Raw genomic sequence first — 16645 nt, 5'->3', positions numbered from 1 at the left:
TATAAATTTAACTTTGAACCCCAATGCGTAATGCAATTTTAGCCATAATAGATTTTTTCTACCCTCCTTTTAAAAAATACATCTCTCCACATAATTTCAGGTATTTGGCTACAGGTGGTGGCACTTTATTATTGGGTATACTAAGCTATTATTTCGCTTACTTTTTCATTTTTAAAACAGCGGAAGTAAATTTTGGAGTAATTGTACTTCAAAGAGAAACCGCATCACTACTGGTAGATTATTTAGTTGCCATACCAACCAGTTTTTTACTGAATAAATATGTAATATTTACACACAGTGAACTAAAAGGCAGGGTTCAGCTCTTCCGTTTTTTAAATCTTCAGTTTATCAATATTCTTGCAACATATGTTTTTCTAAAGTTTTTATTGGAGCTTTTAAGAGATTACCCCGCTTTATCTATTTTATCAAGAATATTAGTTTCTGTTTCAATGGCACTTTTCAGTTACCTGTATCAACACTATTTTACATTTAGTGTAAAAAAAATCGGGGATAAAAATGAAAAGAAAAATCAATAATTCAGTTTGGCAATAGCATTGTTTTGCCACGGAGACACGGAAAGCACGGAAAGACTGCATCGTCCTCGTTTGTAACGAGGATGTAAGAGTAAAGCGATTTTATCGCTATTAAAGGAATTATTTTTGCATTGCAAATGCATACCTTAAAAATCCTCGTTACAAACGAGGACTATTTAAGTATCGTCATTGCGAGAAGGCTTTTTCAGCCGACGAAGCAATCTTTATGGCAAGGCTCACTAGCATAAAAGATTGCTTGGCACCTCAGAAATGACGACAGATATACTAAAACCTGTAAATGGTAGCGGAGTTGAAGAACAGTAAAAAGATTTGGCAAAAAGGCATTCAGAACCCCTCCGATAAAATTCCATCATTCCTTCACTAACCATTAATTTTTCTTTTTTACCACCCAAAACCTTTATTACTTTAACCTGTTAATTAATCCTGTTGCTTACTTGTTAAGATAAAAACAACAAGCTAACTTAGCTGCCGACCAACTTATTTTCAGAATAACCATGAGCCATTTTAATGATTTTAATAATGCGCAGGTAGCAAAATTGCCCAATCATTTGAAGCAATTTATTGTTGACCAGAATTACGCAAAATATACGCCGGTTGATCAAGCAGTATGGCGTTACGTAATGCGCCAGAATTACAGTTACCTAAAAAATGTTGCTTATTACCCATATATAAAAGGTTTACAGCGGGCTGGCTTGAGTATTGAGCACATTCCTGATTTACAAACCATGAATGATAATTTGGGTAAAATTGGTTGGGGGGCTGTAACGGTTGACGGATTTATTCCACCAGCTGCTTTTATGGAATACCAGGCTTACCGTGTTTTGGTAATTGCTGCCGATATCCGCCAGATTAACCATATCGAATATACTCCGGCACCCGATATTATACATGAAAGTGCAGGCCATGCACCTATTATTGCCGATGCCGATTATAATAGTTATCTAAGTTATTTTGGTTCAATCGGGACCAAAGCCATGTTTTCGGCCAAAGATTTCGAACTTTATGAAGCCATTAGAAAGCTTTCTATTTTGAAGGAAGCTAATGATGCCGACGAATTTCAGATTGCCAAAGCAGAAAAAGAACTCCGCTACATTAGCGATAATATGGGCGAACCTTCTGAAATGGCATTGCTTGGCCGCTTGCATTGGTGGACGGTTGAATATGGTTTGATCGGCACATTAGAAAATCCAAAAATTTATGGTGCAGGCTTACTTTCTTCTATAGGTGAAAGTGCAACCTGCATGCAGAATGAGGTAACAAAACTTTGGTATAACATGGATACCATTAATTATCCATACGATATTACCAAGCCACAACCACAACTTTTTGTGACTGAAACTTTTCAGAATTTAATTGATGTTTTAGAAACTTTTGCCAACACCATGGCTTTTAGAAAGGGCGGTACAGAAAGTATAATGAAAGCCATTGCCTGCAAAAATATAGCAACAGCAGTTTACAGCTCGGGCTTACAGGTGAGCGGTATATTTACCGATATTGGTGTCGGCATGAAAGATGAAGTAACTTTTATTAAAACAACTGGTCCATCTGCACTAGCCTTTAATGGCAAACAACTAATTGCACATGGAAAAGATTACCACGCCGATGGATTTTCTTCGCCGGTTGGTAAATTAAAAAACAGCACAAAGGCTTTAGAAGATAATAGCACAGCAGAATTACAGGCTTTAGGTATTATTTTAGGAGAAAAAGCCGAACTTTTGTTTGAGAGTGGCATTAAAGTGGTTGGGCTTATAAAAGATATTTTATTTAAAGAAAATAAATTGATTTTAATTGCTTTTAAAGATTGTACTGTTACAGAAAGCAACGGAAATATTTTGTTTAAACCCGAGTGGGGCATTTATGATATGGCAGTAGGCGAGAAAATTATCTCGGTTTTTAATGGCGCTGCTGATAAAGATGCTTATGAAGAAATTACTTTAATCAGTGGAGAGAAAACCCATCAAATTGCCTACGATGATAAAACAACAAAGCTACATGCTTTATACCAAAAAGTAAGGGAGATTAGGGAAAGTGGAGAAAACCTGGATATGCTTTCTGAAATTTTCGCGGAATTAAAAACCGGCTACAGGCAAGATTGGCTTTGTGCATTAGAAATTTTGGAGATTGTTTACCATAAAAAGATTTACCACCAACTTGAAAAAGAAGTTCAGGTATATTTAGAAATTAAAGCAGGCAGGGAGTTAGACCATTCCAAACTGATCAGTGATGGCTTGCATGTGATTAAAAATCCGGTGAGCCAATTGCTTGTTGACGATTGAGTACATTGAGAATGGAATAGAGAATTAATTGCTTATCCAACAATGCTCTTCAAACAAAAACTATAATGAGGCTTAAAAAGCGGTCGTAAACCTAAATTATTTCATGGTATTATTCAAAATAGTTGCTGATTCTGAAGATTCCGTTCAGCATAACGAAACATTGCTCAAATATTATGAATTTTCTTTCAAGCTAGAATTATCTTAGGCTAAAACATTCCAATCTTTTAACTTTACAACAAATTAAAATTTTAATGAACATTATAATTACAGGTGCTAGTAGTGGAATTGGGTTCGAAACTGCTTTAGAATTTAGCTTACAGAAAGAAAATAAAATAGTTGCTATTGCCCGTTCGGCTGATAAGCTACGTAAATTGTTGGAAATAGCTAAGGGCATTAATCCTGACTGCACCCTTTTGCCAGTAGAGTTTGATATTGTGAATGATGATTATGCAGCCTTATTGCCATTTTTAAAAGAGCGTTTAGGAACAGTTGATATTTTGATTAATAACGCTGGTGCATTGATTAACAAAGCATTTTTAGAAACTACAGAAGTTGATTTGGGTGTAATGCTCCAAAGTAATGTAATTTCACATTTCAAAATGATTCAGAGTGTTTTACCCCTATTGCAAAATGGAAGCCATATTGTAAATATTGGCAGTATGGGCGGTTTTCAGGGGAGCGTAAAATTCCCTGGTCTTGCTGCCTACTCTGCAAGTAAAGCAGCCTTGCACACTTTAACTGAATGTTTGGCATTTGAATTGGCCGAAACCGGAATCAAAATTAACTGTTTGGCATTGGGATCGGCACAAACTGAGATGCTCGAAGCTGCTTTTCCGGGATATCAAAGTCCGGTTATGGCCTTTGAAATGGGAAAATATGTAGCTGATTTTGCAAAAACAGGACATAAGTTTTTCAATGGAAAGATTTTGCCGGTAGCGGTTACTACGCCTTAATATTCATATTTTTTAGTAATTTACAAGCCTAAACGGAAAACTAAAAAAATCTATGGAAACAAACTCCCCTTTTAAAACTGTCGATAACGGAAAAAATGCAGCAGTAGTTAGCTACATCTTCCTTATTGGTTGGCTAATATCATACTTTGGTATGTATAAAGACAATAAAACGCCATTATCTAGTTATCATTTAAGACAATCTTTATTGCTTCATTTAGGCATAATTGTACTTAATGTGGCTGTAACCATAATTATTATGATTATTCCAACGGCAATTTTTGGTTACCTAAGCTATGCGATCTATATTGCGTATATTATTTTCATTATTTTAGGTGCAATAAGTGCAAATAATGGCGAGCAGAAGCCTCTTCCGATAATCGGAGATAAAGCACAAACGATGTTTCCAAGTATTTAATCGAATTCAAATATTTTAAATGAGAGTCTGGGTAACAAATCCCAGACTTTTTTGTTTTAACTCGTTTTCAACATTTTAACCGACTTTAGATATTTTTTATATCTTTGGTTCCAACATATGAAGAAAATAATAGTCCCGATTTTGTTTTTCATTTTGTCTGCTACGGCAGGAAAAGCCCAAACAATCTTACCCGCACAGTACCAGGAGTTGGTAAAGAAACTTGTTGCCACCCTTCCTAAAGAGGTAACCGTTACCGAAAACAATTCTACAACAAACTCAACATCACTTATCGATTTTGCCAAAAGCATGCTGGGAATTCCCTATCGTTATGCCACCAGCAACCCAAAGGTTGGCTTTGATTGTTCTGGCTTTGTTAGTTATGTTTTTAGCAATTTCGGGTTCAAAGTGCCACGCTCATCGCGCGAATTTAGCTATGCAGGCAAAGAAACGAGCTTGGAAAATGCAAAAGTAGGCGATGTGTTAATTTTTACAGGAAGTAATTCGAGAGTAAGAAGAATTGGCCATGTTGGCATTGTTTATTCAATTGATGAGAACGGGATTAAATTTATCCACGCATCGTCGGGCAAAGCACACCAGGTAACAATTACCGATCTGGATGGTCATTATAAAGCCCGTTTTATGAAAATTGTGAGTATTCTTTAGTTATTTCTTATACTTCCACATCCTCGTTTTTCCTTCGGCAAGCCATTCTAATGTGGTATCTAATCTTTTTAATCTGGTTGCTTCGGTTTTAGCCTCTTCCAGCCATAATATATAATCTTTTTTATTGGATAAACTAAAATTCTGGAATACAGCCATTGCCTGGGGTGCTTCATTTAAGGCCTCTATAAAATAATCTGGCAAAATGAGTTCTTTTTTCTCTGTAGATTTTGGTTTTGGTGGCAGTTTAATATTGTCCTCATTTAATTGAATTGCCTGCTGGATATAAGCAATAAGAATTTCATCGGGAGGTAAATCATTAAAAGAAGTTATTTTACCAAGCAAGCCCATTGCATTAGAACGTTCTTTAAAAATACCATATTCATCTTTCATCAATGATCCTTTCCAAAAGCCAAAGGCACAATGATTTTTAAAAGATGCCATATGGCAAACCGTTCCCTTGAAATCGAAAAAGGGCATCCCCCACTTAATTTTTTCTTCAATCCGGGCATCGGCTTTATGTATAAGGTTTCTTAAATGATCCAAAATTGGAATCGCAAATTCTGCCGAGTTTATGATGTACTGATCTACCTGAACAATTGTATGCATAGTTAAATGATTACCATGTAATATTATCTGGACTTTTTAATTTGATAAGATTCATTTGCGCCTCTTTATTTAAAATCAGAATTACTTTCTTAAATGAACTTATCCGTAGATTTACTTTAAATTCAGTTTGAATTTCCTTATCTGCATCATACAATATAATTAAATCATAACATCTCCGTAAGAAATTAAAGTAACCTAATCTTCTATCATCAATAGGGTTATAAAAACCTCTGGCATAATCAAAACTATTGAAATGATTAAGGTTTATACTAACATTTTTATTCCATGGAAAAATATAATAAATATTCATTTCCATCGCACTATTTACTTCTATTATAGCACTATATCTTGAAAAAAAAACATAAAAAAGGATGATCAATACTGGCAAATAAACTAGCATGCCCAACAAATTTGCACCATAAATAATCGTAAGCAGAATGGAAGCAAGTGGTAACAAAACAAGTAAATATATATTTATTGGATAATTAGATTTATATCCTATATATTGTAAGGAAGGCTTTTTTGACATAATTTGGAAATTTCATCCTTTCAATAAAAATCTATCCATTTAACTATAGCTTTAGTACTAATATATTAAATACCAAGCTTAAATTACCTTTAAAGCAAAACTATTTTTAAAGCAAGTTCTACTTCTCCGAAATTGAGAAACTTCTTTGCAAGCTCATGCAGTTCCCTTTCGCGGTTGGTGCTATCGCCGATAGTAGCATCCAGCACCTCTTTAACATCTGCGTGATTGCTTACCAGATCAATTTCCTCGTCGCTGGGTAAGTGTTCAACATTGCCTAACCTCCCTAAATCATTTCCGGTTAATACTTTCGAAAAACGGACGGAGTGAGGCAAACGATCTACCCCTATACCCAGTTTAGCCAATGGTTTTGCAACCTTAAATAGGTTATTGTCTGTAACCCTGCAATACCAATCGCCACCTAAACGCGCCACCAGATCGATTTTATGCTGATCTATTCTACCGTTTTCATCTAAAATATCCTCGTTAATATGAATCAGCTTAATTTCTGCCAGAACAAGATTGCCGGCACCATGGTTATTGCCCAAAGAAATTACTTCATTCACTACACACTCAAACTGCACCGGCGCTTCCGCCACTCTCGGTGGTTGTACCATCTCAGATTTTAACATCGTAAAACCCGCTTTTTCAAATTCGTTAACCCCTTTTGCATACTCAGTACTGGCCAAACTCATCTGCTGTACCATATCATAATTCACAATATTGATTACGCATTCTTTTACCTGAAGTACGTTTTCTAAAGTATGTTTGGTGGTATTATCGCGAACCCTTCTGGATGGAGAAAACACACAAATTGGCGGCTTTGTGCTAAACATATTAAAGAAACTGAAGGGGCTTAAATTGATATTCCCATCAGCATCAATGGTTGAGGCAAAGCAAATTGGCCGCGGAGCGATAGCGTATTGTAGATAATTCTGTAAATCTACAGCAGAAAGATCGGAGGTATTTAAAGTCAACAATATTTACACAGGTTAAATTGTGGTTTAAATGAAGATTATAACAAGCAAAGTTTGGCATTTCGAGCATTGTGAAACCTAGTCGGTAATGCAAAAAAGATACATTTCTTTACCTGCTCTGCCACAATCAAGCGGATGAATTTTACCTACCTAGATGAATCTGATAGCTATCTGAACAGGATGCCGACTGCTTCCATGAACCACGAATAAATGATAACAATGCTTATTATTTGAGCGCATATATTATTTCTTCAAACCTAAGATAGAAAAATCTGTATCAGCTTTTGTAATGGTATTGGTTAGTGCGCCGAGGCCTGTAATTTCCATTTCCACCACATCGCCTGGTTGCAACCACTGTACTTTGTAATTGGGATCGTTAAGCAAACCTGTTCCGTTTAATTCTAAAAAACAACCTGTACCTACCGTACCTGAGCCAATTACATCACCTGGAAGAATATCGACCCCATAAGCACAACGTTCTATAATTTCGGCAAATGTCCAGTCCATATCTGCTGCATTTCCTTTCGAAACTTCGATACCATTAACGCGGCAGGTCATTTTAAGGTCGTATGCGTTACCCACATGGCCTTCTTTGGGTGCAACTTTATATTGCAACAATTCATCTGGTGTTACCAACCACGGACCAATTACGGTAGAGAAATCTTTTCCTTTTGCCGGGCCTAAATTCAGGAGCATTTCTTCCATTTGTAAGGTGCGCGCACTCATATCGTTCATTACCATATAACCGGCAATGTATCCATCGGCTTCTGCAGCTTTTACATTTCTCCCCTTCTTACCGATTACAACGGCAAGCTCAAGTTCAAAATCGAGTTTATCAAAATGATCTGGCATGCATTCGATTTCTCCTGTGCCTTGAATGGCATTATGATTTGTGAAATAAAAAATCGGATACTCATCAAACTGAGGAATCATATCAACCCTTCTGTTTCTCCTTGCGGCCGCAACATGCTGCCTAAAAGCGTATCCATCTCTGCAACTTGTGGGATGAGGAACAGGTGCTAAAATTTCATAAAAAATTTCTTCTTTAGCTGTTAAACTTCCTTCTTTTATCTGATCATCAATCTTTTTTGCCCGTTCCATCAATACCTCTCCACCAAGCAAAAACGCGTTCATATTATCTGGAATAAGCTTATCGCAGCTATTTAAGTTATAGATATGTCCACTTACAAACACACCAAGATGCTCTCTGTCTTCGGTTTTATAGGATACTAGTTTCATATATCATTTGGTTAAATATGCGGTAAAGCTAAGCAATTAGGGCATTCAAAATAAAATTTAGTCGTATTATTTTAATACGGTATATTGCTTTAGGTTTGATTTAATCAGTGGAAAATCTTTTGCCTGTAAACCTTTGTAATTTTTTTTATTGGAGAACAATCCTCCGATCAACAACCCTCCTGAAACGCCAACAGGCACTCCCGCAGCAATAAGCACTACAGATTCTACCAACTTATCGCTCTTGGCAGCCAATACAAAAAAAGTTAAACCTCCGGCAATGGCTAAGGGTGCCGCAATTCCTTTCCGGTGAATGTACAACGCGCTAATGCTATCGGCACTGAGTTTTACGGTATCCCTTCGGTTTCTGATTATGGTTACACCATCATCGGCAGCAGCATAAAAAGAACCTCTTGTGGCGTTGCCACTCCGATCAACAACCCTAACTGTGTATTTGGCTCTTTGTTGTGCATTTACGGTATAACTTAAGGCTATACAAATTAAAAATGTAAAAATTAACTTCATAAAATAACGGGGCTATATGCAATTAAAGGTAAATTAAAATTTCAACTTTTAAATAAAATACTTACCTTGGCAGCATTAAAACCATGATCTTAAAAGCATTACATATTAACTTAGTGAACGACGCCATAGCTGCCCGTCGCTATAAGATGCTATCTAAGCTGATCATGGCTCAATATTCTCTGTAATTTCCGCTACCCTTTCTTGCTGATTGAAACGCATTTCCGTTTTAATTGTTAATTCATTAGGATTTTTCTTTTCTAACCATAACATCATTTAACTATGCCTATTTATCATAAATTGGGGCAGATTCCAGCTAAACGCCATACGGTTTTTCGTAAACCTGACGGAAATCTTTATGCAGAAGAACTCGTATCAACCGAAGGATTTTCGAGTTTATATTCGCTGGTTTACCATTGCCATCCACCAACAATTGTAAAAAATTTAGGTGAACCTTATAGCGTAGAACCTACTATTGCCCGCGAAAAGCACTTAAAGCACACCAGTTTGATCGGTTTTAACATTAAACCTGAAAACGATTTTCTGAAAAGCAGGAAAGCAGTTCTGGTAAATAGCGATCTGCATATTGTTTTGGCAGCACCAAGAAAATCGATGACGGATTATTTCTACAAAAATAGCCAGGCAGATGAAATGATTTTTCTCCATGAAGGTTCTGGGAAATTGAAGACAGGTTTCGGCGAGATCAAATTTGCTTATGGCGATTATCTGATTATCCCCAGAGGAACCATTTACCAGATGGAATTCGATAACGAGCAGAACAGGCTTTTCATTGTAGAAAGCTTTAGTCCGCTTAGGCCGCCAAAAAGATACTTAAATCAATTTGGCCAATTGATGGAACATGCTCCCTATTGTGAGCGCGATTTAAGATTGCCCGAAAACTTGCAAACGCATGATGAATATGGCGATTTTAAAGTGTTGATTAAAAAGCAGGGCTTAATTTATCCATATACTTATGGTACACATCCTTTCGATTATATAGGCTGGGATGGTTACCATTATCCATACGCGTTTTCAATACACGATTTTGAGCCGATAACAGGCCGTTTACACCAACCACCTCCTGTTCATCAAACTTTCGAAGGGCACAATTTTGTGGTATGCTCTTTTGTTCCGCGGAAATACGATTACCATCCAGATTCTATTCCGGCCCCATATAACCATAGCAATGTAGATAGCGATGAGGTGCTTTATTATGTTGATGGCGATTTTATGAGCCGGAAAAGTGTAGTTAAAGGGCAAATTACCTTACATCCGGGCGGTATTCCTCACGGGCCACACCCGGGTACCGTAGAAAAATCGATCGGAAAAGAAAAAACAGATGAGCTGGCAGTAATGATTGATCCTTTTAAACCTTTAATGCTTACACAGGATGCCCTGGATATTGAGGACGAAAATTATCATAAAAGCTGGCAGATTAACGTAGAGTAAAGCTAGGATGATTAAGATTTCGGGATTATAAGATTTAAGCTCTTTAAAGTAACATGCACAGTTAACCGATTTAAACAATTAAGCGGTTAACCATTTAAAAATAACAACAACAATGGAAACACAAACATTCGCAGAAAAAATATCAAAAGCACCAGATTTTCTGCCAATTAACGGAACTGATTATATTGAATTTTATGTGGGCAATGCCAAGCAGGCTGCGCATTATTATAAAACCGCATTTGGTTTTCAGAGTTTGGCTTATGCCGGACCAGAAACTGGTGTTCGCGACCGATCTTCATACGTATTGCAGCAGGGCAAAATCAGATTGATCTTAACTACGGCATTAAAATCTGATCATCCGATTGCTGAACATGTTAAAAAACATGGCGACGGGGTAAAAGTATTGGCCCTGTGGGTTGATGATGCTTACAGCGCGTTTGAAGAAACCACAAAACGTGGTGCAAAACCTTATATGGAGCCGAAAACTTTAAGCGACGAGAATGGAGAAGTTAAAATGAGTGGCATTTATACTTATGGCGAAACCGTTCACATGTTTATTGAGCGTAAAAACTACACCGGCACATTTATGCCTGGTTACCGCGTTTGGGAAAGTGATTACAAGCCTGCTGATGCCGGGCTTTTATACATCGACCATTGTGTAGGCAATGTAGGCTGGAACCGCATGAACGAGGCCGTACAATGGTATGAAGATGTAATGGGATTTGTAAATATTTTATCTTTTGATGATAAGCAAATCAATACCGAATATTCGGCTTTAATGAGCAAAGTGATGAGTAATGGCAATGGCTTTTCAAAATTCCCGATCAATGAGCCTGCAGAAGGTAAAAAGAAATCGCAGATTGAAGAATACCTTGAATATTATGAGGGCGAAGGTGTACAGCATATTGCCGTGGCCACCAAAGATATTGTTACAACCGTTAAAGAATTAAAATCGCGTGGTGTAGAATTTTTAAGTGCTCCACCTGAAGCATATTATGATATGATGCCACAGCGTGTTGGCAAAATTGATGAAGAAATAGCCTTATTGGAGAGTTTGGGCATTTTGGTAGATTGTGACGAGGAAGGGTACTTGTTGCAAATTTTTACCAAGCCGGTAGAAGACCGTCCTACCCTGTTCTTTGAGATTATTCAACGCAAGGGAGCACAAAGTTTTGGCGCGGGTAATTTTAAAGCCTTATTCGAATCGTTAGAGCGTGAGCAGGAATTGAGGGGAAATTTATAATACAGGGATTCCTAATATTATTTCGTCATTTCGAGCGAAGTGCAACGAAGCCGAGAAATCTTTTTAGATAGATCTCTCCGGTCTGCTGCGCCTCAGTCGAGATGACGTTTTTTTATTTAGCTCGTCATTCCCGCGCAGGCGGGAATCTTAATGCTTATGAAACATTAATATGCATTAAGATTCCCAATCAAGTTGGAAATGACGAAACTTTCTATACTACAGCACTTCTCCCAAATGTTTATAGTTCGATTTTATCGTATCCAAAACTTCGCTCATTTTTCCGCCAAGCATTAACTTTGCCATCGATTCTGTCATCCCTTTAACCTGCGTCCATTCTATTTTTGGTGGCATTGCCAAAGCATTGGGATTAGTCATAATATTTAACAAAACCGGTCCATCTTCACTTAGCGCATGACTAATCGCAGTTTCAACTTCTTCAGGCTTAGAAACTGTAATTCCTTTAAAGCCCATGGCCTGCGCCACCAATGCAAAATCCGGATTGATCATATCGGTTTCGTTATCAGGCAATCCATCAACTTCCATTTCTAATTTCACCATTCCTAAAGCCCTGTTGTTAAATACAATCAGTTTTATAGGAAGATTATATTGTTTAATGGTAGCCAGATCTCCCAAAAGCATCGATAAACCACCATCGCCGCAGAGTGCTATAACCTGTTTTTCCGGATGCGCCAAAGCAGCGCCAATTGACATAGGCATGGCATTTGCCATTGAACCGTGGTTAAAAGAACCTAACATTTTGCGTTCGCCGGTTCCATCAATAAAACGTGCACCCCAAACACAGCACATCCCGGTATCTACGGTAAAAATGGCATCCCGAGCAGCCAATCTGTTTAGGGTTTCGGCTACAAATTCGGGTTGAATTTTATTTTCTTCTCCCCTATCTTTAACATAAACCTGTTGTCTTTCTATTACTTTCTGATAAAACTCAAGCTGAGCTTTAAGGAAACTTTCATCCTTTTTTTCTTCCACAAGCGGCATTAATGCGCTAATAGAATCACTTATATTTCCACATAAACCCATGGTAAGCTTTGCTCTTCTCCCCAATCGTTCAGGTTTTTCGTCAATTTGCACAATCTTGTTCTTTTCGGGCATAAAGTTTACATAAGGAAAATCCGTTCCTAAAAGCAATACAACGTCTGCTTCGTGCATGGCATGGTAACCCGATGGCTGACCTAAAAGCCCCGTCATACCAACTTCATAAGGATTATCGTATTGAATGCTCATTTTACCACGGAACGAAAATCCTACAGGTGCCTTTAGTTTCGCTGCCAATGCTACTACTTCATCATGGGCTTCGGCGGCTCCTATTCCGCAATAAAGCATAATTTTCTTTTCACTATTTAACAGTTCTGCCAGGGTATTCAGCTCCATATCGGATGGACGGATTACCGGTTTATTATTAAACAGTTGCATTGCGGTTATACTTTCTACAGCATCCATTTGGGCTACATCGCCGGGCAAACCGAAAACGGCAACACCTTTTTTATGAATGGCGTGTTGCACAGCGGTTTGAAACATTCTTGGTGCCTGTGCAGCAGTTGTGGCTACCTGGTTGTAGTAACTGCAGTCATCAAATAATTTTATGGTATTGGTTTCCTGAAAAAAGTCCATCCCAAACTCACTGGTTGGGATAGTGGATGCAATGGCAATTACAGGAACATGCGAACGGTGGGCATCGTAAAGGCCGTTAATTAAATGAACGTGGCCCGGGCCGCAGCTTCCGGCGCAGCAAGCAATGCCATCGAGTTCAGCTTCTGCTGCTGCGGCAAATGCACCTGCTTCTTCATTACGGACGTGGATCCATTTAATTTTACCGTTTCTTTTTACCGCATCATTAAAATAATTTAAACTGTCTCCAGTAACGGCATAAACTCTTTTTACGCCAACTTCAACCAGCATTTCAACCAGTTGTTCTGCCACATTTTTACTCATGAAGATATTTTTTAATCAGGGATTGTTTAAGATAACTTATAAAGAGATTAAGCACCAATATTGTTTTTATTATACCTACAAAATAAGCCAAACTGACTCAACAAAGACTTTTTATCCTAAGTTGTAACATAAGTATCGCATTAGGGAATGGATAAAGTTTTCTTCACTAAAACTTCATAAATGAAGTGCACCTTTGAAATAACAAAACACGAAGCGATTTCAATTTTGTTAAATTCTAAAAACTCATAATTAGTTTTTTAGTTTTCCGGTTACCCTTATCTGATACCTCATGTATTGCAAAATACATGAGGTTTTTTTATGCAAAATGCGGCTCCATGAGGGCATGATCATGCGATAGGTTTAATTTTAGAAAAAAAGCAATAACTTACCGTTAATCACAACTACTCAAATTATGCTTACTAAAGGATTCGGAATATTATTAATTATCTGTTGTGGAGCTTTTGAAATGCAATTTCAGAATATGAGCAAAAAGGTAAGACATGAAAAAATTACGGCAGCTCAAAAACCTGAACCCTCAAAATCAATGTTAAACGATACCACTTACAGGCGAAAACCTGTTTATGTTAAAGAAATCAAATATATACGCAACAGCGATTTAGGTACATTTGCTAAAATCATAATCAAAAACACCACCAAACAAGTAATCACTGATATTTCTTTTTGCCTTGATGGTTATGTGGCCAAGGGCTGTAATAAAAAATATCATATTAAACAGAAGATTAACCTTAAACCAAATGAAAACTTAATCATTTCCCAGCGTTTAGTTAAAGATGATTGTGAAGTTCATGTAATCAGAGACCTTCGTATCAAATACACTTTAAATGTTAACTTTACGCTCGATTAAAAAAGGCTTGCTATAAATCAATAAGCCCATATATAGGAAGGTTTATTGCCATTATGCATTTTATCCTACCCGGCACTTTCGTTCAACATCTGGTAAAGATCTGTTGCTCCACCATCAAACTTAGTTCCGTTTACATAAAATGAGGGCGTACCATTTACACCGCTTCGTACACCGCTGTCAAAATCATCTTCTATTTTCGTTTTAATTTCAGCAGAAGCACTGTCTTGCTGAAACTGCTCCAAATCCAGTCCAATTGTTTCGGCCAGTTCATCAAATAAATCAGCAGTTAACCGGTATTGGTTTTCGTAAAGTGCATCATGCATCTCCCAAAATTTACCTTGTAAGCCAGCTGCTTCGCCTGCTATTGCGGCAGGGAAAGCCAACTCATGTGCATTGGCCAAAGGAAAATGCCTGAAGATGAATTTAATCTGATGTCCGAAAGTTTCTTCAATCTCTTTTATAATCGGGTAGGCATCGCCACAATACGGGCATTGGTAATCGCCAAATTCCACAATGGTGATGCTTGCAGAATCATCACCTTTAATGTGATCCTGGTTGCTTACTTCAGGTTTTAATGTGCTCATAATTATTTTTTGCTTAATTCTTCCAATGCATCCAAAATCCCATCGGCACCAGGGTTAACCGCTATCGGAGATAAATAACTCCATGCAATTTTACCTTCCTTATCAATTACAAACAGTGCACGTTTACTTTCGCCAAGTTCATCGTCGTAAGCACCATAAGCTTTAGAAACTGCTCCCTTTGGTTCAAAATCGGCCAAAAGTGGAAAATGTAACTTTCTATTCTCTTCAAAAGCAAGGTGACACCATACGCTATCTACAGAGATACCAAAAATCTGCGCATCGTGCTTATCAAAATATTTTAACATTTCGTTGTATAATGCCATCTGGTCGCTGCACACCGGGCTCCAGTCGGCAGGATAAAAAGCCAGGATTACATTTTTACCTTTAAAATCTTTAAGTTTTATTTTTTGATCGGGTGTAGCATTCAATTCGAAATCTGGTGCTGTAGCGCCTTTTTCTAACATATCAGGGAGTTTTTAATTTGAATTGTTATAAGTTTAACATTGCTGGCCTCGGGGTTGTTTTGTAAAAAAGTTAACCTAATTTCTGCCGCTTAATTAAGTAAGATTGTAGAATGGGATAATAACCTTCATGTATATCGGCATCGATCAAATCGATTTTATACTGGGCGCATTTCAAGGCAATCTGCTGGCGGTAATCAGTAACCGCAGCCATGTAATTGTCTTTAACCTGGTTGGTGTGCACTTTGATGGTATCGCCGGTTTCCATATCGATAAACTGGTAAGGTCGGTTTTCAAAATTGAAATCAACCTCTTTTGATTTATCTACCACATTAAAAACCACAACTTCGTGTTTATTAAATTTTAAATGTTGCAGCGCATCAAAAAACTGATCCGTTTTATCAGTACTGGTTTGCGTATTAAAAAGATCACTAAAAATAATAACCAGCGAGCGTTTATGAATCAGTTCGGCAACCTGGTGCAGGGCTTCGCTTAAGTTGGTTTGTGAATTTACGCTCGGTTTCTGCAGCAGCTCCTCCAACTGGGTAAATAAATATTTCTGGTGTACAGTGGTCGATTTTGCTGGCGAATTTAAAAGGATTTCATCCGTAAACAAGCTCAAACCAAATGCATCGCGTTGTTTTTTAAGCAGGTACATTAATGATGCCGCAGCCTGTATAGCAAAAGTAAGCTTGTTATTTTTTGGCTCGGGGAAATACATCGAAGAGGAAACATCGATTACAAACTGGCAACGGAGATTGGTTTCCTCCTCAAAACGTTTGCTGTACAATTTATCGGTTTTAGCATACAATTTCCAATCAATATTTTTAACATTATCACCATTATTATATTGGCGGTGCTCAGCAAACTCTACCGAAAAACCATGGAAAGGGCTTTTATGCAGGCCTGTAATAAAACCTTCTACTACTTGCTGGGCAAGCAGTTCTAAATTACCATAACTTGTTTCGTTTTCGTAGTTTACAGCCTGCATATGGTAAAGCTAATAAAAGATTTATAAATAATCTGCTCAGGTATTAAAAACCTAATTAAAGCGTAAAACAGGAAACGGCAAACTGGTAATTGGGAGTTGTTAATTTTTAACTGCGAAATGGCTATTGTGAATTGCAAACCGAAAACTATCAATTCAAAACTGATAATTGTTAACTGCAAACCAATAAGTATAAACTGAAAACTAATAACTATCAACTGAAACTGAAAACTGAAAACTGATAAGGGGAAACCGATAAGTATAACTGCAAACTAATAACTGTCAACTGAAAACTGTCACCTGAAAACTGAAAACTAATAACTGAAAACTGTCAACTGATAAGGGCGTTCCCCAAGCTGCGCAAGGGGGCGGGC

General features: G+C 37.5%; 17 protein-coding genes. 8 read left to right on the top strand and 9 right to left on the bottom strand.

Features of this window, described 5'->3' with window-relative positions:
- Positions 1 to 23: 23 nt before the first annotated feature.
- The 5 genes from ACZZZW_RS10145 (at position 24) to ACZZZW_RS10125 (ending at position 4861) form a co-directional block, all read left to right on the top strand.
- Complete coding sequence (locus ACZZZW_RS10145; RefSeq protein WP_055914721.1) at positions 24 to 536, top strand: GtrA family protein; 513 nt, start codon at positions 24 to 26, stop codon at positions 534 to 536.
- 512 nt (positions 537 to 1048) lie between these two features.
- Positions 1049 to 2830, top strand: a complete 1782-nt coding sequence (locus tag ACZZZW_RS10140) for an aromatic amino acid hydroxylase (RefSeq protein WP_463493154.1) — start codon at positions 1049 to 1051, stop codon at positions 2828 to 2830.
- A gap of 251 nt (positions 2831 to 3081) precedes the next feature.
- Positions 3082 to 3783, top strand: a complete 702-nt coding sequence (locus tag ACZZZW_RS10135) for an SDR family oxidoreductase (RefSeq protein ID WP_463493153.1) — start codon at positions 3082 to 3084, stop codon at positions 3781 to 3783.
- A 52-nt stretch (positions 3784 to 3835) separates the two neighbouring features.
- Entirely contained in the window at positions 3836 to 4198 is a 363-nt protein-coding gene (locus ACZZZW_RS10130; RefSeq protein WP_463493152.1) for a DUF4870 domain-containing protein, read from the top strand.
- Positions 4199 to 4315: 117 nt separating this feature from the next.
- Positions 4316 to 4861 (top strand): C40 family peptidase, encoded by a 546-nt coding sequence (locus tag ACZZZW_RS10125; protein WP_463493151.1) that lies wholly within the window; start codon positions 4316 to 4318, stop codon positions 4859 to 4861.
- On the opposite strand, the gene ACZZZW_RS10120 is transcribed toward ACZZZW_RS10125, so the two are convergent.
- From ACZZZW_RS10120 to ACZZZW_RS10100, 5 genes are all read right to left on the bottom strand, one after another.
- Entirely contained in the window at positions 4862 to 5467 is a 606-nt protein-coding gene (locus ACZZZW_RS10120; RefSeq protein WP_463493150.1) for a YdeI/OmpD-associated family protein, read from the bottom strand.
- A 10-nt stretch (positions 5468 to 5477) separates the two neighbouring features.
- Positions 5478 to 5996: a hypothetical protein gene (locus ACZZZW_RS10115; RefSeq protein ID WP_463493149.1), complete on the bottom strand. Its 519-nt coding sequence runs from the start codon at positions 5994 to 5996 to the stop codon at positions 5478 to 5480.
- An 89-nt stretch (positions 5997 to 6085) separates the two neighbouring features.
- Entirely contained in the window at positions 6086 to 6973 is an 888-nt protein-coding gene (locus ACZZZW_RS10110) for a flavin reductase family protein (RefSeq protein ID WP_463493148.1), read from the bottom strand.
- A 240-nt stretch (positions 6974 to 7213) separates the two neighbouring features.
- Positions 7214 to 8209 (bottom strand): fumarylacetoacetate hydrolase family protein, encoded by a 996-nt coding sequence (locus ACZZZW_RS10105; RefSeq protein WP_463493147.1) that lies wholly within the window; start codon positions 8207 to 8209, stop codon positions 7214 to 7216.
- A 66-nt stretch (positions 8210 to 8275) separates the two neighbouring features.
- Entirely contained in the window at positions 8276 to 8731 is a 456-nt protein-coding gene (locus ACZZZW_RS10100; protein ID WP_055914747.1) for a hypothetical protein, read from the bottom strand.
- A gap of 279 nt (positions 8732 to 9010) precedes the next feature.
- Here ACZZZW_RS10100 and ACZZZW_RS10095 point away from each other — a divergent pair, with 279 nt between their 5' ends.
- Both ACZZZW_RS10095 and hppD read left to right on the top strand, forming a co-directional pair.
- Positions 9011 to 10177, top strand: a complete 1167-nt coding sequence (locus tag ACZZZW_RS10095; protein ID WP_463493146.1) for a homogentisate 1,2-dioxygenase — start codon at positions 9011 to 9013, stop codon at positions 10175 to 10177.
- A gap of 112 nt (positions 10178 to 10289) precedes the next feature.
- On the top strand, positions 10290 to 11420 hold the full coding sequence (gene hppD / locus ACZZZW_RS10090; protein WP_463493145.1) for a 4-hydroxyphenylpyruvate dioxygenase: 1131 nt from the start codon (positions 10290 to 10292) through the stop codon (positions 11418 to 11420).
- Between the two features lie 216 nt (positions 11421 to 11636).
- Here the strand turns inward: hppD and ACZZZW_RS10085 are convergent, their stop codons facing one another.
- Positions 11637 to 13373 (bottom strand): thiamine pyrophosphate-dependent enzyme, encoded by a 1737-nt coding sequence (locus tag ACZZZW_RS10085; RefSeq protein WP_463493144.1) that lies wholly within the window; start codon positions 13371 to 13373, stop codon positions 11637 to 11639.
- A gap of 412 nt (positions 13374 to 13785) precedes the next feature.
- Here ACZZZW_RS10085 and ACZZZW_RS10080 point away from each other — a divergent pair, with 412 nt between their 5' ends.
- The gene (locus tag ACZZZW_RS10080) at positions 13786 to 14238 is read left to right on the top strand and encodes a hypothetical protein (protein ID WP_463493143.1); all 453 of its coding nucleotides are present in this window, start codon (positions 13786 to 13788) and stop codon (positions 14236 to 14238) included.
- Between the two features lie 65 nt (positions 14239 to 14303).
- Here the strand turns inward: ACZZZW_RS10080 and ACZZZW_RS10075 are convergent, their stop codons facing one another.
- The 3 genes from ACZZZW_RS10075 to ACZZZW_RS10065 form a co-directional block, all read right to left on the bottom strand.
- The gene (locus ACZZZW_RS10075) at positions 14304 to 14822 is read right to left on the bottom strand and encodes a DsbA family protein (protein ID WP_463493142.1); all 519 of its coding nucleotides are present in this window, start codon (positions 14820 to 14822) and stop codon (positions 14304 to 14306) included.
- A gap of 2 nt (positions 14823 to 14824) precedes the next feature.
- Positions 14825 to 15286: a redoxin domain-containing protein gene (locus tag ACZZZW_RS10070; RefSeq protein WP_055914766.1), complete on the bottom strand. Its 462-nt coding sequence runs from the start codon at positions 15284 to 15286 to the stop codon at positions 14825 to 14827.
- A 70-nt stretch (positions 15287 to 15356) separates the two neighbouring features.
- Positions 15357 to 16274, bottom strand: coding sequence for a DUF58 domain-containing protein (locus tag ACZZZW_RS10065; protein ID WP_463493141.1), 918 nt, complete (start codon positions 16272 to 16274; stop codon positions 15357 to 15359).
- Between the last annotated feature and the right edge of the window lie 371 nt (positions 16275 to 16645).

This window comes from Pedobacter sp. AC379, assembly GCF_979258145.1.
The sequence above is the reverse complement of the archived record's forward strand: the minus strand, read 5'-3'. Positions and strand labels throughout refer to the sequence as shown.